This is a genomic window from Bordetella sp. N (assembly GCF_001433395.1).
Taxonomy (GTDB): domain Bacteria; phylum Pseudomonadota; class Gammaproteobacteria; order Burkholderiales; family Burkholderiaceae_B; genus Bordetella_C.
In genome coordinates this window covers 6,478,033-6,499,237 of record NZ_CP013111.1, presented here as the reverse complement: position 1 = coordinate 6,499,237, position 21,205 = coordinate 6,478,033, and the positions used below count along the sequence as shown (strand labels likewise).

The 21,205-nt window shown below is 68.3% G+C and carries 17 protein-coding genes; 7 read left to right on the top strand and 10 right to left on the bottom strand.

Annotated elements, in window-relative coordinates; all coding sequences use genetic code 11:
* Positions 1-102: 102 nt before the first annotated feature.
* A complete protein-coding gene (gene wecB / locus ASB57_RS28070) occupies positions 103-1,329 on the bottom strand; it encodes a non-hydrolyzing UDP-N-acetylglucosamine 2-epimerase (RefSeq protein WP_197424865.1) in 1,227 nt (408 codons plus the stop codon).
* A 450-nt stretch (positions 1,330-1,779) separates the two neighbouring features.
* On the opposite strand from wecB, the gene ASB57_RS28065 reads away from it, so the two are divergent.
* Entirely contained in the window at positions 1,780-2,526 is a 747-nt protein-coding gene (locus tag ASB57_RS28065) for an SDR family oxidoreductase (RefSeq protein ID WP_057655181.1), read from the top strand.
* Here the strand turns inward: ASB57_RS28065 and ASB57_RS28060 are convergent.
* The gene (locus tag ASB57_RS28060; protein WP_369822885.1) at positions 2,484-3,425 is read right to left on the bottom strand and encodes a LysR substrate-binding domain-containing protein; all 942 of its coding nucleotides are present in this window, start codon (positions 3,423-3,425) and stop codon (positions 2,484-2,486) included. The two genes, ASB57_RS28065 and ASB57_RS28060, sit on opposite strands and share 43 nt — an antisense overlap.
* A gap of 157 nt (positions 3,426-3,582) precedes the next feature.
* Here ASB57_RS28060 and ASB57_RS28055 point away from each other — a divergent pair, with 157 nt between their 5' ends.
* From ASB57_RS28055 to ASB57_RS28045, 3 genes are all read left to right on the top strand, one after another.
* Positions 3,583-4,029, top strand: a complete 447-nt coding sequence (locus ASB57_RS28055; RefSeq protein WP_057655177.1) for a CidA/LrgA family protein — start codon at positions 3,583-3,585, stop codon at positions 4,027-4,029.
* Between the two features lie 70 nt (positions 4,030-4,099).
* Positions 4,100-4,801 (top strand): LrgB family protein, encoded by a 702-nt coding sequence (locus tag ASB57_RS28050; protein WP_057655175.1) that lies wholly within the window; start codon positions 4,100-4,102, stop codon positions 4,799-4,801.
* Positions 4,802-4,964: 163 nt separating this feature from the next.
* Positions 4,965-5,954, top strand: coding sequence for an NAD(P)H-quinone oxidoreductase (locus ASB57_RS28045; RefSeq protein WP_057655173.1), 990 nt, complete (start codon positions 4,965-4,967; stop codon positions 5,952-5,954).
* Positions 5,955-6,127: 173 nt separating this feature from the next.
* Here the strand turns inward: ASB57_RS28045 and ASB57_RS28040 are convergent, their stop codons facing one another.
* The 5 genes from ASB57_RS28040 to ASB57_RS28020 form a co-directional block, all read right to left on the bottom strand.
* Positions 6,128-7,138, bottom strand: coding sequence for a tripartite tricarboxylate transporter substrate binding protein (locus ASB57_RS28040; RefSeq protein WP_057655171.1), 1,011 nt, complete (start codon positions 7,136-7,138; stop codon positions 6,128-6,130).
* Positions 7,139-7,375: 237 nt separating this feature from the next.
* Positions 7,376-8,071: a PIG-L deacetylase family protein gene (locus ASB57_RS28035; protein ID WP_057655170.1), complete on the bottom strand. Its 696-nt coding sequence runs from the start codon at positions 8,069-8,071 to the stop codon at positions 7,376-7,378.
* A gap of 7 nt (positions 8,072-8,078) precedes the next feature.
* Positions 8,079-8,756 carry a glycosyltransferase family 2 protein gene (locus ASB57_RS28030; RefSeq protein WP_057655168.1) on the bottom strand — a complete coding sequence of 226 codons (678 nt, stop codon included), beginning with the start codon at positions 8,754-8,756 and terminating at the stop codon, positions 8,079-8,081.
* Positions 8,753-9,370, bottom strand: a complete 618-nt coding sequence (locus ASB57_RS28025) for a class I SAM-dependent methyltransferase (protein WP_057655166.1) — start codon at positions 9,368-9,370, stop codon at positions 8,753-8,755. Before ASB57_RS28025 ends, ASB57_RS28030 begins: the two co-directional genes overlap by 4 nt.
* Complete coding sequence (locus tag ASB57_RS28020) at positions 9,358-10,356, bottom strand: acyl-CoA dehydrogenase (RefSeq protein WP_197424863.1); 999 nt, start codon at positions 10,354-10,356, stop codon at positions 9,358-9,360. The genes ASB57_RS28025 and ASB57_RS28020 overlap by 13 nt, the downstream gene beginning before the upstream one ends.
* Positions 10,357-10,670: 314 nt before the next feature.
* Here ASB57_RS28020 and ASB57_RS28015 point away from each other — a divergent pair, with 314 nt between their 5' ends.
* The 3 genes from ASB57_RS28015 to ASB57_RS28005 all read left to right on the top strand — a co-directional run bounded on the left by ASB57_RS28015 (position 10,671) and on the right by ASB57_RS28005 (position 16,881).
* Complete coding sequence (locus ASB57_RS28015; protein WP_057655162.1) at positions 10,671-13,649, top strand: DUF2339 domain-containing protein; 2,979 nt, start codon at positions 10,671-10,673, stop codon at positions 13,647-13,649.
* The gene (locus ASB57_RS28010) at positions 13,646-15,139 is read left to right on the top strand and encodes a DUF3999 domain-containing protein (protein ID WP_231755274.1); all 1,494 of its coding nucleotides are present in this window, start codon (positions 13,646-13,648) and stop codon (positions 15,137-15,139) included. The genes ASB57_RS28015 and ASB57_RS28010 overlap by 4 nt, the downstream gene beginning before the upstream one ends.
* Positions 15,140-15,300: 161 nt before the next feature.
* On the top strand, positions 15,301-16,881 hold the full coding sequence (locus tag ASB57_RS28005) for an EAL domain-containing protein (protein WP_156414293.1): 1,581 nt from the start codon (positions 15,301-15,303) through the stop codon (positions 16,879-16,881).
* Here ASB57_RS28005 and ASB57_RS28000 read toward each other — a convergent pair.
* The 3 genes from ASB57_RS28000 to ASB57_RS27990 form a co-directional block, all read right to left on the bottom strand.
* Positions 16,874-18,262 (bottom strand): MFS transporter, encoded by a 1,389-nt coding sequence (locus tag ASB57_RS28000; RefSeq protein ID WP_057655158.1) that lies wholly within the window; start codon positions 18,260-18,262, stop codon positions 16,874-16,876. The genes ASB57_RS28005 and ASB57_RS28000 overlap by 8 nt on opposite strands.
* Before the next feature lie 148 nt (positions 18,263-18,410).
* Entirely contained in the window at positions 18,411-19,916 is a 1,506-nt protein-coding gene (locus ASB57_RS27995) for a M81 family metallopeptidase (protein ID WP_057655156.1), read from the bottom strand.
* Complete coding sequence (locus tag ASB57_RS27990) at positions 19,913-21,184, bottom strand: Zn-dependent hydrolase (protein WP_057655154.1); 1,272 nt, start codon at positions 21,182-21,184, stop codon at positions 19,913-19,915. Before ASB57_RS27990 ends, ASB57_RS27995 begins: the two co-directional genes overlap by 4 nt.
* Between the last annotated feature and the right edge of the window lie 21 nt (positions 21,185-21,205).

Genomic DNA, 21,205 nt, shown 5'->3' with positions numbered 1-21,205 from the left:
AGGGAACGTTTCAGATAGCGTCGGGCTTGCAATGGCATCGTTTATTCGGCTTCGTGTTCAGGAAAGGGAAGAAAGTTGCGGTAACGCGCTCGTAGCACCCGGTCAGACGCGGTGTGCGGGCAAAGTCACGGATGGTGCGGCGAGATGTGGCGCTCGCCTTTGCGCGCGGCCCGCGAGCGGTTTGACCAGGTCGTCGCCCGCGGTGAACTCGTCCACCGGACGGGCGAGCAATGCGTCCACGATGCGGGGACATGCATGGCCATCGCCATAGGGGCTGAGCGCGCGGGCGCTGCGGCGCCATAGCGCTTCGACGTCGAGCAGTTCGCTGACGCCGTGCACGATGCTGTCGGCGGCGGCGCCGACCAGGCGCACCGCTCCGGCGGCCACGGCTTCGGGCCGTTCCGTCACGTCACGCATGACGAGCACAGGCTTGCCCAGAGCTGGCGCCTCTTCCTGCACGCCGCCCGAGTCGGTCAACACGATGTGCGCGCGCTGCATCAGCCTGATGAAGGCCAGGTAATCCAGCGGCTCGATCAGGTGTACGTTCGGCAGGCCGCCCAGGGCAGCGCGCACAGGCACCGCCACGGCGGGGTTGAGATGTACCGCATAGACGATCTGCAGGTCGTCCCGCTGCGACAGGGTGCGCAGGGCCTGGCACAGCTCAATGATGCCGTCGCCCAGATTCTCGCGGCGGTGGCCGGTCACGAGCAGCAGCTTGCGACTGCTGTCGATCATGGCGAATTGCCTGTCGATGCTTTGGCGCAGCGCGGTATCGGCGTGCAAGCGGCGCGCGGTCATGTGCAGGGCGTCGATGCCGGTATTGCCGGTGACGTAGATGCTGCCCTGCAGCCGTTCGGCAAGCAGGTTGTCGCGGGCGCGCGGTGTGGGTGCGAACAGCCATTCGGCGCCCTGGTCTATGCAGCGCCGGTTCATTTCTTCCGGCCAGGGCGTGGCGACGTCGGCGGTGCGCAGGCCGGCTTCCACATGGCCTACGGGGATGCGGCGGTGGAAGGAGGCCATGGCCCCCACCAGGGCGGTGGTCGTGTCGCCGTGGACCAATACGCAGTCCGGCGTGGTTTGTTCCAGGACGGGGTCCAGGGCTGCGTACAGGGCAGCGGTCAGGCCGTTCAGGGTCTGCCCGGGGGTCATCACGTCGAGCGAGTAGTCTGCCTGGATGTCGAATACCGACAGCATCTGCTGGAGCATGCTTTGGTGCTGCCCGGTCACGCAGATCCGGGAATCGATGGCCTGTTCTGCCTCCATGGCGTTCAAGAGCGGCGCCATCTTGATGGCTTCCGGCCGGGTGCCGAAGATGGATAAAACTTTCAAAGGTGCCTGGTGTCGGCGATGCTGCGTCGATGCCATTGCTGCCGTCCTCATCTATAGGCTGGGTGCTGCTCAGCCTTACGGTTCATGCGAATACATGAGCACTTACGCAGAGCACATACCTACGGATGACTTGGCTTGCCTTGTTTTTCAATCGATGCGTTTAGAAAAAAACAATCGACAATGCGGTTTCATATGACATATATATCGAACGGATGAGCAAGAGTCTGAGAGTGTGGTGATGCCGGCACCGCCGGCGGAGAGGAACCGGGGGCGAGCCCCCGGTTCCTCCGGATGAGGGGCGCCAGGGGCAGAGCCCCTGGCATTCCCCGGGCAACGGGGTCCAGGGCGAAGCCCTTGGGCCCTCCCGGCAACGGGGTCCAGGGGCGGAGCCCCTGGGAACTCTCCCTCTGACATACACTCGGAAAAATTCTCAGCGACACGAGGCTAAACATGAACAAAGTCATGCTGATCACCGGCGCCAGCCGCGGAATCGGCGCCGCTACCGCCCTGCTCGCGGCGCGCCGCGGCTTCACGGTCTGCGTCAACTACAAGACCAACGAAGACGCCGCCAAGAGCGTGGTCGCGCGCATCCGAGCGGCCGGCGGTCAGGCCGAAACCTTTTGCGCCGACGTCGGCCAGGAAGACGAAATCGTTGCCCTGTTCGAAGCCGTGCACCAGCGCTACGGCCGCCTCGACGGTCTGGTCAACAACGCCGGCATCCTCGAACAACAGGCCAAGGTGCGCGACATGAACGCCGCGCGCCTGCGCCGGATTCTGGACGTCAACGTGGTCGGCCCCTTCATCTGCTGCCGCGAGGCGGTGCGCCGCATGTCGATCAGCCTGGGCGGCGCGGGCGGCGTGATCGTCAACGTCTCCTCGGCCGCGTCACGCCTGGGCTCGCCCAACGAATACATCGATTACGCCGCCTCGAAAGGCGCGCTCGATACCTTGACCATAGGCCTGTCCAAGGAAGTCGCCGACGAAAACATCCGCGTTAACGCGGTACGCCCCGGCATCATCGACACCGACATCCACGCCAGCGGCGGCGAACCGGGCCGCGTGGACCGCGTCAAACACATGGTCCCGCTGCGGCGCGGCGGCACCGCCGAGGAAGTGGCCGGCGCCATCATGTGGTTCTTCTCCGAAGAAGCCACCTACTCCACCGGCGCTTTCCTGGACGTCTCAGGCGGCCGCTGACCCTTCGCGGCCCGCCCGAAGAACCCGCGCGTCGCGTCGACCCAGGCACGCGCCGCGCGCGAGAGCTGGGCGCTGCGGCGCCAGCTCGCCACCAGTTGCCAGCGGATCTCCGGCTCCGTCAGCGGGATGGACACGAAGCGCCGCCGGTCCAGCCGCTCGCCATAATGCGCCGGCAACAGCGCGATCCCCATGCCGCACTCCACCAGGGTCACGATCAGGTCCCATTGGCTGCTGCGGCAGGCCAGACGCGGCGTGAATCCCACCGTGCGGCAGGCCTGCGCGATGGTCTCATTGAGCTGGAAGGTTTCGCCGTACAAGAGGAAAGGCTCCTCCGCCAGCTCGGCCAGGCGCACCTCCGTCCGCCCCCGCCAGCGGCCGTCGCGCGGCGCCAGCAGATGCAGCGGATAGTCACAGATCGGAATGCCTTCCATGTCGTCGGCCACCGGCGCCAGGCAGATCCCGACGTCCAGCTCCCCTTCCCGCAACGCCCGCTCCACCGCGCGTGCCCCCGACTCCAGCAACTTCAGCTCGACCCCCGGCCACTGCTTGTGGAAAGCGGCGATGGCAGGTGCCACCAGCGACGCGCCCAGGGGCGGCACGCCGATGGTCAGGCTGCCGCGCGTCAGGTCGCCCAGCGCTTCCAGGTCGTCGCGCAGCAGGGTCTCCGTCGCCAGCATTTCCTGCGCGCGGGCATAGACCAGACGGCCGGCATCGGTGGGCGTGACACCCCGCTTGCGGCGCCCTTCGTCGCGCGCCAGCAACGGCGCGCCTAATTCTTCTTCCAACGCCTGCACCATTTTGCTGACGGTGGGTTGGGTCACGAATAGTGCATCGGCGGCTGCCGTGAAGCTGCCTTGACGCACCACTTCGGCGAAGTGTTTCAATGCACGCAGTTCCACTGCGGCTCTCCCGGCGATGGCGCCGCGCACCGCGTTGGTGCGATACGCGCGCATCGCACCATTATGCCAAATCAGAATAATAAAAATAGAAATAATTCACTAGATACATCAGGTCGCCCTCCCTACACTGGCTTGACTGATTCCTGGCAGCAGCAATATGAAGTTCTCCGTTCTTTCCTCTTCTTCCACCGCAAGGCTGCGGCCCTACCTGGCCCGCCTGTCCCAAAGCCTGTTTCTGGTCGTCGCCTTTGCCGCGGCCGCGCAGCTGACTGAATGGCTGCGCCTGCCGCTGGCCCCCGGCGTGGTCGGCTTGCTGACCGTGCTGGCGCTGCTGTTCAGCGGCATCGTCAAGGTCGAGTGGATCAAGGGCGGCGCCAACTGGCTGCTCAACGAACTGGTGCTGTTCTTCATCCCCAGCGTGGTGGCGGTGGTCAAGTACTTCGACCTGTTCCGCCGCGAAGGCCTGCAACTGGTGCTGGCCATCGCGCTGGGCACCTTGCTGGTCATGGCCGCCACCGCGCTGGCGGTACATGCCGGTCGCCGCCTGGAAGACAAACTGGCGCAACTGGCCCGCCGCCAGCATCCGGACGGCGAGACCGTTTAAGCGCGTCCGGCGGCGCACTCTCCGCCTGCCTGCCGCCCGCCCACGCCGAGACTCAAGCCAGACCCAAGCCATGAACACCCTGCTGCCGCTCTTCTGCCTGGCCTGGACGCTGGTCCTGTATTTCCTCGCCAAGCCCTTCTATCTGCGCTATCGCAAGCCCTGGTTGTCGCCGGCCATCGTCGTGCCGGCCTTGACCATCGTGCTGATGCTGCTGGCCCACATCCCCTATGCGTCCTACTTCCAGGAAACGCACTGGCTGACCTGGCTGATGGGGCCCGCCACGGTGGCGTTCGCCGTGCCCATCTACGAATACCGTCAAGTGGCGCGCCGCCATGCCTTGTCGCTGAGCCTGGGCGTGACCACCGGCATGATCGTCGCCATGGTGAGCAGCTGCCTGTTGGCGCGCATGTTCGGCTTCAATGCCGAAGTCACGCACAGCCTGATGGCGCGGTCGATCTCCACGCCTTTTGCCGTGGCCCTGGCCGAGCGCACCGGCGGCTCGGCGGAACTGGTGTCGCTGTTCACCATCATCACGGGCCTGGTCGGCATGATCGCCGGCGACAGCCTGCTGGCCATCCTGCGCCTGCGCTCCAAGCTGGCCCAGGGCGCATCCTATGGGGCCGGCGCGCATGGCTTCGGCGCGGCCCGGGCGCGGGAACGCGATAGCGAGGAAGGCGTGGTGGCCAGCCTGACCCTGGTCCTGGCGGGCATCGGCATGGTCGTCGTCGGGCCCGCGCTCAGCGGCCTGGTCAGCGGCCTGCTGGGCGGCTGAGGCCACGAGTCCTCGGGCGTTCTGGCCACTCCGCAAGTCGGCCGGTCGCGACCATCGGTCGCGCCCGCCCTGTCCACTACCCGGACAGGCGCGGTCCCGTTCGGGCCCCCTCCCGGCAGCGAATCAGTATGATCGGCCGATTCGCCATCCCCTGATTCCATCCATGAAAGCCATCGATATGAAGGACTTCGGCGACGCCGACGTCCTGCAATTGCAAGACGTCGCCGACCCCGAAGTGCGGCCGCATGACCTGCTGGTGCGCAACCGCGCGGCCGGCGTCAACCGTGCCGACCTGAACCAGCGCCGCGGCGCCTACGGCCGCGCCGATTTCGGCGACTCCACCCTGATGGGGCTGGAGATCGCGGGCGACGTCATCGCCGTCGGCGACCAGGTGCAAGGCTACAAGGTGGGCGATCGCGTCATGGGCATCGTTGGCGGCGGTGGCTACGCCGAGATCGCGCGCATCGACTACCGCATGGCCATGCCCATTCCGGCCAGCCTGGATGACGTGCAGGCCGGCGCCATTCCCGAAGTGTTCGTGACCGCCCATGAAGCGCTGCTGCACCTGGGCCGCCTTGAGCCCCGCGAGACCGCGTTGGTGCATGCGGGGGCCAGCGGGGTGGGGTCCGCCGCCATCCAGTTGGCGCGCGCGCTGGGCGCCAAGGTCTTTGCCACTGCCGACGGCGCCAAGGCCGCGCGCGTGCGCGAGTTCGGCGCCGAGCTGGTGATCGACTACAAGAATGAAGACTATGCCGAGGCTGTCGCTCGCGCCACCGGCGGCCGAGGTGTGGACGTCATCGTCGACTTCGTCGGCGCGCCGTATCTGGAACGCAATGTCCGCAGCCTGGCCGACGGCGGCCGTCTGGTGCAAGTGGGGTTGATGGGCGGCAAGTCCGCCACCTTGCCCATGGACCGCTTGTTGTTCGGCCACCTGCAGATCATGGGCACGGTGATGAAGTCGCGTCCGCCCGAGGTCAAGCAGGCCATGGTGCGGCGCTTCCGCGAGCGCTGGCTGGATGCCTTCGCCCGCGGGGACCTGAAGCCCATCGTCGACAGCGTGTTCCCGCTGGCCCAGGCCGCCGACGCCCATCGCCGCATGGAAGCGAACCAGAACGTCGGCAAGCTAGTATTGGCCCCCCCGTACCGCGCGTAGCGCGGCCCCCCAGGGGGCGACACCGGCGGACCGGAAGGATGGCCCTCCCCCACGCGCTGCGCGCGCCCCCCTCAAGGGGGCGACACCGGCGGACTGGCAAAGCCAGCTCCGCGGTGTCCCCGATGGGGCTGGGTTCTAGCGAAGTCGCAGGCTAATGTCGCGCGGAGCGCGGTTTACTCGGGTCGGATGTTGGCGTCGTGGGCGACTTTTTGCCACTTCACCATTTCGGTCTGGATGAAGTCGGCGAAGTACTGCGGTGACTTGGTCACGGGCTCGATGCCCATCTGGGCCAGGTTCTTCTGCACGTCGGGCGCGGACAAGGCCTTGTTGATCTCGGCGTTCAGCTTCTCGATCACGGCGGGCGGCGTGCCCGCCGGAGCCAGCACGCCACCCCAGGTGCTGGTGTCATAGCCGGGCAAGCCCGCCTCGGCCATGGTCGGCACATCGGGATAGGCCGCCGCGCGGTGCGTGGTGGTCACCGCCAACGGCCGCACCGAATGGCCGGACACCGGCGCATGCAAGGCCGCCAGCGTATCGAACATCATGGACACCCGGCCGCTGGTCAGGTCCGGATGGGCCGCCGTGCTGCCCTTGTAAGGCACGTGCACCATGTCCAGTCCCGCCATGCTCTTGAACAGCTCGCCGGAAAAATGCGGCGCGCCGCCAGGACCGCTGGACGCGAACGTCAGGTCATGCGGATGGGCCTTGCCGTAGGCGATCAGCTCCTTGACGTTCTGCACGGGCAGGCTGGGTGTCACCACCAGCATCAGCGGCACGGAATGCGTCATGGCCACCGGGGCGAAACTCTTCACGGTGTCGTAAGGCAGCTTGAACATGGACGGGTTGATGGCGTGCGAACTGGCCGCCAGCACCAGCGTGTAGCCGTCGGGCGCGGCCTTGGCCACGTAGTCCTCGCCTATGGTGCCGGTGGCGCCAGGCTTGTTGGTCACGACCACGGACTGGCCCATCGAGATACTCATCTTCTGGCCGATCAGGCGAGCCACTATGTCGATGGCGCCGCCCGGGGAGGCGGGGATGATGATGGTGATCGGGTGGTCAGGGAAGGTGCCGGCCGCGAGTGCGGGGGTGCAGGCCAGGGCGGTCAGCGTCACGGCCAGGGCGGCGGCGAAGCGGCGGCGGGAAGTTGTCTTTGGCTCGGCGAGCGCAGGACGGAATGGGGCCATGGGAGTCTCCTCTATGTCGTTGGTATACTAAAATACTAAAACATTAGTTGGCCGCCGACTAGCGGACTTTCCTTAGTAAATGTGTTTTCGCCCCTACCGTGGCGGATTATTTTGGCCGGCTGACGCGCCGGCCAAAAGCGCGTCCGCGCGCGCCGGCGCGGGAGCGCCGGGCGCGATGCGCAGGGCGGGCCGGCCAGAGCCGAACAGAGCCGGCCCGGGCCCTCGCGGCCCATAGCCCTACTTCAGTTCACCGGAATCCAGCCACCAATAACGCTCGGCCGCGGCGGTGGCGGCATCCGCCGCGTGCATGCCGATGGTGCGCAACTGGCTGGCATAGGCGGCGACGGCCAGGCGTTTGCGGTCGGCATCGCCTGAAGCGGCGCATTCGATCGGCGTGGCGTGGATACGCCGGCGGGCCAGCCGGCCCAATACGCGTTGCAGCACACCCGTCCGATACCGATAGGGCTCGTCCTCGTAGCCCAGCCACACCGTCCGCGGACGATGCGCCATCACCAGCAAGGCCGCTTCGCGCACACGCTCGTGATCGCAATGGTGCAGGCCCAGCGGCAGCGCCACGGCATCGGGCGCATAGGCGTCGATCGAGTGCGCCAGCGCCTTGGCCAGGCGCTCACGGCTTGGCAAGGCGCCATACTGGCTGTCCAGAAATCCCAGATGCCGCGCGTCGGCGCCCAGCAGCGTCATTGCCCGCTCATCCTCGTCCAGCCGCGCCCGCATCGCCGCCTGGCTGTCGTCGAAGCCGCAATCACGGTCCCATGGCGTGACGGCCTGCCCGCTTGCGGGCATCCCCGTAAAGACCGTCACCACCCGCGCGCTGGCAGCCGCCGTCAGCAGCAACCCGCAACCCAGGGCGCCATCGTCCAGATGAGGAGAAATCACCAACAGCCTGCCTGCATCGAACAGCGCGCGCATCATGTCGGGCTCACGCGGCGGCGCCGACGCCGTCGTTCTCGCCGGCCAGGCCCACCACGAAGTCGGCGAAACCGCCGCGGGCCCGCGCGATCTTGCGGGCGCTGGTGACCACGCGCGGCAAGGCGCTCCACTTCACCGCGACGCCGTTGGCCAGCAAGGCATCCACCAGGGCCACATCTTCCCCCAGCGCCAGTCCCCTGAAGCCGCCGGCCGCCGTATAGGCCTGCGAACTGACACCCAGATTGGCTCCGTGCACATGGCGATGATCATCGCGGTGCTGGTAATGGGCCTGATACCGCTGGCGCACGGTGTCGGTGTGCTCCGACCAGTCGTCGACGGTCACGCAGCCGCACACGGCATCGCATTGCAGGGAAAGTTGATCGGCCAGCCAGCGCTCGTCGACCACCGAATCGGCATCGGTGAACGCCAGCCAGCGCGCGCCGGCGGCCAGCAGATGCGCGGCACCAAGGCAGCGCGCCACACCCACATTGCGGGCATCGACGCACAAGCCTGTCACGGGCCGGGCCATGACGACGCCCGCCGACCCGTCACTGCAGGCATCCAGCACCACCACGATGCGCACGTCCTCGCCCTGCAAGGCAGCGTGGCGGGCGGCTTGCAACAAGGCGTCCAGACAGGCCGGCAGACAGGCCTCTTCGTCATGCGCGGGAACCACGATGCCTATCATGCCAGGCCCTCCCTGCTCGCCAGCGAACGCGGCTCGCGGCTCCACACCTGCAGCAGGAAATCGTGCTCCGCATGATCTACCAAAGGGAAGAGCCCGGCCTGCCTTGCGATGGCGCCGTGCACGACATAGGTATCAAGGCGGCGTTGCGCGAACGGATGCAGCCAATGGCAGGCGACGATGGCGCCGCAGGGCGCCAGGCTGGCCGCGGCGCGTGCCGCCACGCGTTCCCACGCCGCCAGATCGAAGTAGTAGCCAAGCTCGCTCAACACGATGAGGTCGAAAGGCGTGTCCGCCACGGCGGGCCAGTCCTCCGGCAGCGCCGCGCGCGCCACGGTGACGTTGTCGATGCCCGCCGCGGCCAGGTGCCGCCGCGCCGCCGCCACGGCCTGCGCGCTGAGGTCGGTGGCATGGACATGGTCGGCCCGCTGCGCCAGGGCTTGCGTCAGCACGCCGCTGGCGCAGCCGGGTTCGAAGACCCGGCCGAAGCGCGCGCTGGGCAGGCTGGCGAGCAACATGGCGCGCTTGCGCGCTTCGTACCAATGCCTGGAGACGCCCCAGGGGTCGTCCGCTTCGGCATAGAGCCGCTCGAAATAGGAGGTGTCTACAGCCGCCATGGGTCCTCCGCCAGCGAAACCTGCGCGACGCCCTGCCCCAACTGCGCGAGATCGCGTTCGGCGTGGCTTTGACGGAGGAATACCGGAAGGTCCGCATAGCGCCGTGCCAGCGCGGCATCGCGGCAGAAGGGCGCGGGCCCCAGCGCCTTGCCGGCCGCGTCGAGCACGCCCAGGGCCGCCGCTTCCGCGGCCGCGCGTACGCGCAGGGCCAAGACCTGCGCATCGCCTAGCGGATCGGCATCGATGGCGTGCGCCGCTTCCCGCAGCAAGGCGGCCGTCTGTTGCATGGCGACGTCGGCGCGGCCCAGATGCGCCAGCGCATGCGGTTCGCCACGGCGTGCCTGCGCGGCGGCAAGCGCGTGCAATACGGGCAGCGCGGCGCCATACCAACAGGCCGCGATGCCGGCGCCGCCATGCCAGAAGCCGGGCCGGGCGACGTAAGCGCCCGCGGCACCGACCGGCCAGGCCGGGGTCGCGTCGAAGCACACATCGACGCTGCCCGTGGCGGCCATGCCGACTGCGTGCCAGCCCTCGTTCGTCACCCGCGCACCGGCGCCGCCCAGATGGACGGCGGCCAGCGCGGCATCACCCGCTTCGTTGAAATAGGTCACCAGCGCGTGCGTCACCCAGGCCGCGCCGGAGCACCAGGCCTTGCGTCCAGTCAGCGTCACGCCTTCCTTGCCGGCGACGCCGTCGACGCGTGCATTGGGAGGTTGCGCCGCCCACACGCCCCAGACCGGGGTGTCATCGATCTGCGCGCGGGCCAGCCGTTCTACTCGTCCATCGGGATCCAGTTCCGCCAAGATGGCCAGGGCATCCGTGTGCCCTTCGTACAGTTTGATCGCGGCCACGTCGCGCGCTGCCACGTCTGCGAGGATGCGCCAGCGCTCCAGGGTGCGGCCCGAGCCGGGCAAAGGCGGGTCCCCGGCCTGTCGTATCAAGGCGCGCAAACTGGCTGCGGAATCGGGGGCTGCGGACGGGGGCAAGATGGTTCTCCTCTTGCCGCGGCTCCATGCAATCACCATGCCCGGTTTGCAATACGCTTGCTATTGATATGCCAAGTTACCAACGGAGCGGTTCGGTAACCATAGCGAGGAACCAGTCATGGCGCGGCTCGCGAGGCGGTCGGGGTCCGTGCGGGCGCTACCCGGCGGCGTGCTACTGTCACATCCGCTACATATGTGGGAAGTGGCGTTGGCATGACCCGAGCGCGGTGTGTGTCCTGTTACCTGGCGCGGGATCGTCGATAACAAATTAGGCCGTCACGGTGCACCCGTGGCCGTCACCTGAGAGAAGAGTCATGAGGTGGTTGCTGGCGGTACTGGGTTTTCTTTTCGGCGCGGGCTTCGGCCTGAGCTATGACCTGCCGATCATGGAGGTCGCGCTGTTCGGCGCGATAGTGGGTTTCTTCCTGCCCCAGGCAATCCGGCGCAAAGCCGTCACCGGCCAGGCCGCCGCCGCGGGCTATGGCCAGCACACGTCCAGCCTGCCCTTGCCCGATCGCGTGCTGCGTCTGGAACGTGAAGTGGCCTTGTTGCGGGACGAACTGGCGCAGTTGCGGACGCGGACGCCGGCGGCTGTGGAAGCCGTGCCTGAACAGGCGCAAGCTGCTGATGCCGAGATTTTTGCAACGCCGCCGACCAGTGTCGATGCGGAGGTTTTCCCCGCGGCAGCCAGCGCCAACGCGGCCGAGCGCGATACGCGCATCGATGCGGCTGCCGCCGCCGCGGCCAGTGCGGCCAGCGGCATGGCCACTGCAACGCCAGCGGCCATGCCGGCGACCGTCGCGACGAGCACGACAACGCACGGCGCGGCACCCGCGCCCCGCCCGCACGCGCCCCGCGGTCCCGACCCGTTCGAACGGGCCGTGGCGGGCATACGCGGGTGGTTGCTGGGCGGCAATACGGTTGTGCGGGTCGGCATGGTGGTGCTGTTCTTCGGCATTGCCTTCCTGCTCAAGTACGCCGCCGACAACGACCTGTTCCCGATCGAGTTCCGCCTGGCCGGCGTGGCCGTCGCCGCCATCGTCCTGCTGGCCATCGGCTGGCGCCTGCGCGAGCGCAGCCATGCTTATGGGCTGGTGTTGCAGGGCGGCGGCATCGGCGTCCTGTACTTGACGGTCTTCGCCGCGACACGGCTCTATGCCCTGCTGCCGGCCGGCGCGTCCCTGCCCCTGATGATCGTCATCTGCGTGCTCAGTGCCCTGCTGGCCGTCAAGCAAAACGCACCCACGCTCGCCTTCATGGGCAGCGCCGGCGGTTTCCTGGCCCCCGTGCTGCTGTCCACCGGCGGCGGCAGCCATGTCATGCTGTTCAGCTACTACGCCCTGCTGAACGCCGGCATCCTGGCGGTGGCATGGTTCAAGGCATGGCGTTCGCTCAACCTGCTGGGCTTCGTCTTCACCTTCGGCATCGGCGCGGCCTGGGGGGCCTCGGCGTATCAGCCCGCGCTGTTCGCCAGCACCGAACCGTTCCTGATCCTGTTCTTCCTGATGTACGTGGGCATCGCCCTGCTCTACGCGCTGCGCCGCGAGCTGGGCCTGCTGCACTACGTCGACGGCACGCTGGTCTTCGGCACGCCGCTGGTGACCATCCTGCTGCAGGCCGCCCTGGTGCAGGGCAAGGAATTCGCGCTGGCCTACAGCGCGTTGGCGCTCGCCGCTTTCTACCTGCTGCTGGCCGCGTGGCTGCGCCGTGGCCATGCGCGTCTGGCGCTGCTGTTCCAGGCCATGCTGGCATTGGCCGTCCTCTTCGCCACGCTGGCCGTGCCGCTGGCTTTCACCGGCCCCACGACCAGCGCCGTGTGGGCCGTCGAAGGGGCCGCCATCGTGTGGATCAGCGTGCGCCAGCGCCGCCTGCTGGCCCTGGGCTTCGCGCTGCTGTTGCAGATCGCCGCGGGCTTCGTGTTCCTCGGGGCGCAGGCGTATCTGCCGGGCTACGGTCCTTTCTGGAATCCGGCATCGCTACAAGGCAGTGCCGCGGCCGCGCTATTGCCCGTGCTTAACGGCGCCTACATCGGCAAGGTCCTGATCGCCCTCGCGGCCCTGTTCAGCGCCTGGCAGTTGAACGGCAGGCCCGCCGCAGCGGCCTGGCGTCGCGAGCTGCCCGCCATCGGCGTGGCCATGGCGCTGTGGGGCATGCTGTGGTGGACCGCAGGCGGCTTCTACGAGATCTACCGGTATTTCGCCTACCGCTCGTCCCTGGCCGACGTGATCACCCACTGGAACTACGCCCTGGATGCCGACGTGCTGTTCGTACTGTTGACGGCATGGCTGGCGCACGCGCTGCGCCGCGGCCTGGACTGGCCCCTGGCGCGCTGGCCCGGCGTCGCCCTGCCGCCCGCCCTGGCCCTGATCGGCGCGGTGGCAAGCCTGGTGGGCGCGCCGCTGTCCGACGTGGTGGCGCTGCCGGTCGGGCTGGTGCTGTCATGGCTGCTGCTCTATCGCGAACGCGATGACTTCGCGCCGCGCCTGCTGGGCGCGTTGCATACCTTGTCGTTCTGGACCCTCTGCGCCTTGTTGACGGTGGAAGGCTATGTCCGCCTGGGCGACTGGGTACCGGAAGGGACTTGGCAATGGAGCGCCTGGGCCTATGGCTACGGCATGATGCTATTGCTGGTCGCGGGTCCGGCCGCGCGCCTGAGCTGGCCGGTGCGCCGGCATGCCCATGCTTACCTGGTCTGGGGCGCCACGCCGCTGGCCTTGCTGCTGTGGGCCTGGAGCCTGCTCAGCGTGTTCAGCGACGGCAGCGCCGCGCCGCTGTATTACCTGCCGCTGCTGAATCCCCTGGACGTGGCTATCGTGCTGGCGGCGCTGGCCGGTGTCGTCTGGGTCAGGCGGCTGGATGCCCTGGGCTTGCGGCCCGCCGGCCGGCCCTACAGCCAGGGCGCCCCGCTGCCGCGCGCGCTGGCCGCGCTGACGGCGTTCGTGTGGCTCAATGCCATGCTGCTGCGTACGCTGCATCACTGGACCGGCGTGGCCTATGACCTGGATGCCCTCAGCGCCTCGACCCTGGTGCAGGCCGCGGTGTCGGTGTTCTGGACGGTCTGCGCGCTGGCCACCATGATCGTCGCCACTCGCCGCGGCAGCCGGCCTTTGTGGTTCACCGGCGCGGGGCTGCTGGCCATCACCGTGGTCAAGCTGTTCCTCTTCGACCTCTCTTACCTGTCAGGGATCTCGCGCATCGTCGCCTTCATCGGCATCGGCCTGCTGCTGCTCCTGATCGGTTATTTCTCGCCGCTGCCTCCGCGCAAGGCCGAGGCGACGGAGACCGCATCATGATGTCGTCGTCATTAGCGCAGAGTTCGTGCTCCGGCGGCCAGGCTGGGCCGAGGAGCCCGGCTGGGCCAGGACGCGCGTGGCCCGCAGCGCTGCTGGGCGCTGCAAGCCTCTGCGCCGCGCTCGCCACGGCCAGCTCCGCCGGCGCCGCGCAACTGGTGCAACGCTATGCGCTGGAGCAGCTGGCCAGCGCGCCGTATTACCAGGTGACCTTGAATGACGCCGTCTACGCCGCCAGCCACCGCGGTGACCTGAGCGATCTGCGCATCCTGAACAGCGCCGGCGAGCCGGTGCCTTATACCTTCGACAGTGCCGTCCCGCCGGCGCAGGCCGCTACCGTGAAAGCCCTGCGCTGGTTCGCGCTGCCGGCCACGGGGGCGGGTGCAGCGAACCCCGCGGACACGGCCGCCGACCAGGCGCTCAACGTGACGATAGGCCCCGATGGCGGATTGCGCGCGGCGGCCCGGCCACCGGCACCGGCCACCCGCGGCGGCGACGTCATCGACCTGGGCGCGGACGGCGCGCCGCTGTCCGCCCTGTTGATCCATCTGCAGGACAGCGCGTGGCAAGGCCGCGTCGAGGTTTCCACCAGCGGCGATTTGCGCGACTGGACACCCGTGATCCAGGCGCCGCTGCTGAAGGCCGTCAACGGCGGCGCCACGCTGGTGCAGGAGCGCGTGGAGCTGGACGGCTTGCGCAGCCGCTATGTACGCCTGCGCTGGCCTGACGGTGCTCCCATCCTGGCTGGCGTCGAAGGCGAATTCGCAGCTGTCGACACGACGCCGCCCACGCGGGCATGGCGGAGCGGGATTGAAACGCGCAACGGCGCGGCGGCGGGCGAATATCTTTTCGATACTGGCGGCGCGTATCCCGTGGACCGTGTGCAGTTCGATCTGCCGCAGACCAATACGGTGGCGCGCGGCCAGCTGTACTCGCGGCCCGATGCCCAGGCGCCCTGGCGTCTGGTGGCCGAGGGGCAGTTGCTGCGGCTGCAGCCGGCTTCGGCGACGGCCGACGAACAGCGCAATCCGCCGTGGGCGGTGGGGACCGCAGCGGGCTACGACTATGCCGGCGCTTCTGCCGGCCACACCTCAGCCGGCCGCGTCGATACAGACCGTCAATGGCGGTTGTTGGTGGATACGCGCGGGGGCGGTTTGGGGAGTGGGCGGCCCACGGTGGCGCTTGGCTGGCGGTCCACGGTAGTGACGTTCGTCGCGCGCGGGTCGGGGCCTTTCGTTCTTGCGGTTGGCGATCCCGCGTGGGGTCCCGCCGCGGTATCGCTGGCGGAGTTGATGCCGGCCAACGCCGGCGCGCCCGCCGCGATGCGGATCGGCCGGGAACTGGCGCCGATGCCGGCCAGCGTTATCGCCAACCCCGACGCTGGCGATTCGAAGCGCCGTTATGTCCTGTGGATCGTCCTGATCGCAGCCGTCGGCCTGCTCGGTGTCATGGCATGGCGCCTGTCCCGCTCAACGCCACGCGCCGGGCAATAGCGCCGAAGGCCGCGACGCCCCGGCTAGGATTTGTCTTATTTACACCGTAATTTAATTCTGTTGACATAGCGGGCGTCCCGCCGGACCGCCGGCGTCCGGTGGTCCGGTCCGGTCCGGTCGCGCCGCCCCCTCTCACCCAACCCTTCTATCGAGAAGCCCGAGTGCCTGAAAGCAGATTGTTCAAGCGCAAGATATGGGGCGCGGCGTTGACGCTATTGGGCACCCTGGCGCCCATCCTTCTCATCCTTCCCCTCATCACCACCGAGGCGCGCCATCAGGCCGCCGGCGAAGCCGACATCACGGCCACCGTCGTGCGCAACCAGATCGAGAACATCCTGATGCACGCCGAGGATGCTACCCGCACCCTCGCCACCACCAGCCTTGGCCGCCCTTGCAACGAAGTCAAAAGCGCGCTCACCCGCATGGGCACGCTGCGGCCCTACTTCCGTTCGCTGATGCTGGTGCGGGACAACCAGACCTATTGCTGGTCGGTCTACCCGGACGTCACCACGCCCCTGTACGCCATCACACCCGAAGGCGAGATCAACGCCGGCCTGACCATCACGCCGGTCCCCGGCACCCTGCTGGTGCCCGACCGGCCCGCGGTCCAGGTGTCCTACGGCCGCGGCCCCGGCGAAGGCGCCGTCGCCTTCGTCGACGCGCAATACCTGTACGACCTCAAGACGGCCGCCGCGCGCGAAGGCCTGTACGACATCGAGATTCTGCTGGGCAAGCGCCGCATGCCCCTGCTGGATGCCGGCGAACGCGAACGGCCCGCTCACCCCATCAGCGATGAAACCCAGGTCGCCACGTCGGACCATTATTCGGTGGAGGTGCGCGCCACCGTCCTCAAGCATCAGATCGACTCCTTCCGCCGCGACATCTGGCACAAGTACATGGCCTTCCTGGTGCTGGCCTGCGTGATCTGCGGCTATCTGACGCGCCGTTATTTCGAGCGCCGCATGACCCTGGCCACCGACATGCGCAAGGGCATCCGCAATGGCGAATTCCATCTGGTCTACCAGCCGCTGGTGGACCTGCGCACCGGGACGTTTTCAGGGGTCGAGGCGCTGCTGCGCTGGAACCATCCGTCGGTCGGGCCGATCCGCCCCGACCTGTTCATCCCCATCGCGGAAGAGACTGGCACGATCGTCGAGCTGACCCGCCACATCTTCAGCCTGGCCGCCGCCGACCTGCCCGCGCTGGGTTTGCCGCCGCATGCCCACCTGGGGATCAACGTCTGCGCGCAGCATATGAGCAAGCCCGATTTCGTCGACGATGTCGAAGCCCTGCTACGCAAGCTGGAAGCCCACGGCGGCCCGCTCACGCTGGTGCTGGAAGTCACCGAACGCGCGGCGCTGCCGGACTCCGACGTGGTGCGCGCCAATATGCGGCGCCTGCGCGAACGGGGTGTGCAGTGGGCCATCGACGACTTCGGCACGGGACACAGTTCACTGGCCTATATCGAACAGCTGGAGGCCGATTATCTGAAGATCGACCGCGCTTTCGTCAACAGCGTCGGCAGCGACGCGGTGTCGGCGGTCGTGCTGGAGACCATCATCGGCCTGGCGCGCAAGCTGGACCTGACCATGGTCGCCGAGGGCGTGGAGACCCCGGAGCAATCCGACTTCCTGCGCGCCCAAGGGGTGCAGTTCGCGCAGGGCTACTACTATGGCCGGCCGCTGCCGGCGCGCGACATCACCGGCTGGCACCAGGCCTTCTTGAAGACACAGGTCAGTTGAAGCGCAGGCGCATGAAGCTGGCGGCGCTGGCCAGTGCCGCGAAGGCCGCGCCCAGCCACAGCGCCAGCAGAGCCCCTTGCGCGGTGGACGCATGGAAGCAGGCCGCGACCAGCGCGGCGCCCGTGGACTGCCCCAGCAGGCGCACGGTGCCGACCATGCCCGATGCTCCGCCGCTTCGGGCCGGCGGGGCCGACGTCATCAGCGCGCGCACATTGGGCGACTGGAAGAAGCCGAAACCGGCGCCGCACAGGGCCATGCGCCAGCAGATATCGAAGACACCGGCGTCAGCCGGCATCAAGGCCAGCGTCACCATGCCCAGGGCCAGCACCGCCAGGCCGACACCCGCCAGCATCCCGGCCGAGTAGCGGTCCGACAGACGGCCGGCCACGGGACCCAGGGCCGCCACCAGCACGGGCCAGGGCGTGATCAGGAAGCCGGTCTGCACCTGCGAGTAGCCCAGCGCGCTTTGCAGCAGGAAGGGCAGAGACACGAAGGCCAGCGACTGCGTGGCGAAGGTGCACACCGACGTCGCGGCCGACAGCGCGAACATCGGGCGCTTGAGCAGATCCACCGCCAGCAGGGGTGCCGGATGGCCGGCCTGCCGGCGCAACAACACCAGCAGGCAGACCAACGCGGCCACCGCGCTGATCGCGATCATGCGAGGCGGCGCCACGTGCGCGCCCTCGTTCAAGGCGAAGACCAGCAAGGCCAGGAAACCCGCGGCGAAGACCGCCGCCACGCCATCGAAGCGGTGGCCGCTGCCGGCGCTGGCGGGCAGGGAGCGCAAGCACAGCCGCAAGGCCACCATGCCCACGGGCACGTTGATCAGGAACAGCCAATGCCAGCTGGCAACGGTCAGGATCAGGGACGCCACCGTAGGGCCGGCGGCGAAGGAAAAGCCCACCACCAGGGAATTGAGGCCGACGCCTGCCCCCAGCATGCGGTCCGAATAGATATAGCGCAGCATGGCGATGTTCACGGCCATCAGCCCCGCGCCGCCCAAGCCTTGCGCGATGCGCGCCCCCACCAGCCAGGGCAGCGTAGGCGACAGGCCGCAGGCCAGCGAAGCCACCGTGAACAGCGCCATGCCGGCCACCATCACGCGCCGGTAGCCGATGATCTCACCCAGCGACGCAAGCGGCAGCAGCGCCGCGACCATGGCCAGCTGATAGGCGCTGATGACCCAGATGGAGTCCGCCTCGCTCACCCCCAGGTCGCGCGCCATGGCCGGCAGCGCGGTGTTGGCGATGGCCGTGTCGAGACTGGCCATGCATACGCCCAGCATCACCGCCAGCGCGGCGCGGCGCCGGTCCGCGGCGGGCAGACCTTGTCCTATGGGTAGGGGTTGTTGCAAAGAAAACGACAGGCGCGGCGCGGGCATGAAAGTGCAGCTCGGTGGAAGGGCAATCGGCGCCGGCCGCGTTGCACGGCCGGGCATGAGGGGCGGGTAACGGTGTACTCCCGCAACGGCGACCCTGTCAAACCTGACAGCCACCTGGGCCGCGGCCGCGATGGCGGCCGCGGCGCCCTCACACCGCGGGCGCCTGCGCGTCGAACTGGGTCTCTTCCATCGGGAACAGGGGCCGCGCGCGCTTCGCGTAGGGGAAGATCGAATAGTCCGACGTGGTCACCCCCGGGCTGTCGACTTCCACCAGCCCCGCGGAGATGGGGACGAACACCGGCCGGCAATACATGCGCGACTTCAGCAGCAGGAAACGGGCGCGGCGCGGGTCCTGGCCGACGCTTTCGAACACGCCCAGGTCCCAGGGCTCGTGCGGCAGCTCGGACACGACCACCACCGCCGCGCCCATATCGAGCACCGCGCAACGGCCCATGCCGACACGCATGCCGGTATAGGCCGGGCCCGTGATGATGTACTCGCCGTCGGTAATGGCGCGCACGATGCCGCTGGCCTGCATGGGCTGGGCATGGATGCCGATATTGTCCAGCGGCCGCTTGTTGCCCAGGGACAGCGTGACCTGCGCGCCGACACCGGCGGCGGTCATGGCCGCCACCGCTTCGGGATCGCACAGCGGTCCGGTCAGTATGCCTTCCATGCCGGCCGCCAGGGCGGCTTCCAGCACCGCCGTGGTGTCGCACGTACCGCCGGAATTGCAGTTGTCACCGTGGTCCAGCAGCAGTATCGGCTTGTCCGCGCCCTGCGCCAGCGCGGCGGCGTCGCGCAGGGAATCGGCCATCGGCGCGCTGCGGTAGACGAAGCCGTCGCGGTCATTCCAGATGTCCCCGGCCAGGCGCGCCGCGGTACGGTCGGCCAGGGCGTGATCGCCATCCGCCACCACGATCACGCTGATGCAGGGCTTGGCGATATCGGCCAGGCCGAAACCCGCCAGCACCGACGCTGCCACCACGCCGTCGGAAGCCGCCTCGGCGGCCTTGGCAGCCGTCACCGCCGCCAGCATGGCGCCCGTGTCGGTGGCCGAACGCAGCGTGTGCGTCATCAACGGCAGCCGGCGCCAGGCCATCACCGGGCGGAAATCGCCCTCTATCATGCGCCACAGCAGCCGGCCGGCGTGCTCGCCGGTCTCGTACATGTCCACATGCGGATAGGTCTTGAAGCTGACGATGACGTCGGCATTGTCGATGATGGACGGCGTCACGTTGCCGTGCAGGTCCAGCGCCACCGCCAGCGGCACGCCGGGCGCGGCCTTGCGCACGCGCGCGAGCAGGTCGCCTTCGCCGTCGTCGCTGTTCTGCGCGACCATGGCGCCATGCAGGTCCAGGAAGATGGCCTCGCAGCCGGGCACGGCCGCCAGGATGCGCTCGCACATCGCGTCATACGCGTCGGCGTGCACCGGGCCGCTGGGATTGGCCCATGCCGACAAGGGCGTGACCATGCGCGCCCCGCGATCGCGCGCCAGGTCGATGAAGGCCGACATGGCGGTACGGCCGCCGTCGTTGTCGCGCAGGGCGTCTTCGTCGTAGAGGGGCCCGTTGCGGCCGAAGGACGCCAGCGGCGTCGGCACCGGCGAGAACGTATTGGTCTCGTGGTTCATGCGCGCGATCAGGACTTTCATGCAAGGGCTCCCTGCGCCTGCGCCACACCCGCCTTGCTCAGCATGGCTTGCAGCAGCACATTGCAGCCGGCTTCCAGGTGATCGGGCTTGGCATCCTCGATTTCGTTGTGGCTGATGCCGTCCTTGCAAGGCACGAAGATCATGGCGGTGGGCGCCACGCGGGCCAGGTACACGGCATCGTGGCCGGCGCCGCTGACCACGTCCATGGCCGACAGGCCCAGGGCGCGCGCGCCCTCGCCCAGCATGCCGATCAATTCGGGGGCGAAGGCCTGCGGCGGGAAATAGACCACCTCGCGCAGGTCCATGGTCACCCCGCCGGGCACGGCGGCGATGCCGGCACGCAAGGCCGCGGCCATGCGATCCAGGGTGGCGTCGTCGGCGGCGCGCAGGTCCACCGTCATCTTCACCTGGCCGGGAATGACGTTACGGGAATTCGGATAGGTGTCCAGGCAGCCCACCGTGCCGCGCGCGTGCGGCGCATGGTCCAGGGCGATCTGGTTGACCAGCTTGACGACGTCGGCCGCCGCCAGCAAGGCGTCATGGCGCAAGGCCATGGGCGTGGGGCCCGCATGCGCCTCCATGCCGGTGATGGTCAGGTCGTACCAGCGTTGGCCCAGGGCGCCCTGCACCAGGCCGATGACGATATCGGCGGCTTCCAGCACCGGCCCTTGTTCGATGTGCGCCTCGAAATACGCGCCCACGGCCGTACCGCCCACCGCGTCGGCGCCGGCATAGCCGATGTCCTTCAACGCTGCACGCACGCTGACGCCATCGCGGTCGACCGCGTCCAAAGCGTGGTCCAGGGTGAACGCGCCCGCGTACACGCCGGAGCCCATCATCACCGGCACGAAGCGCGAGCCTTCCTCATTGGTCCACACCGCCACTTCCAAAGGGGCGTCGGTCTGGATGCCGTGATCGTGCAGGGTGCGCAAGACCTCGATGCCCGCCAGCACGCCGTAGTTGCCGTCGAATTTGCCGCCGGTGGGTTGCGTGTCGATATGGCTGCCCGCCATCACGGGCGGCAGCTCGTCGCGGCGGCCGGCGCGGCGCATGAACATATTGCCGATGGCGTCCACGCGCACGCTGCAGCCCAGTTCACGGGCCCAGCCGGCGACCAGGTCGCGGCCCTGGCGATCGAGGTCGGTCAAGGCCAGGCGGCGCACGCCGCCCTTGTCCGTGGCGCCGATGCGCGCCAGCGTCATCAGCGATTCCCACAAGCGCGAGCCATTCACGCGCAAGGATTTGGTGTCGGGAATAGAGGTTTCCATGGTGTGCCTTCCAGATAAAGA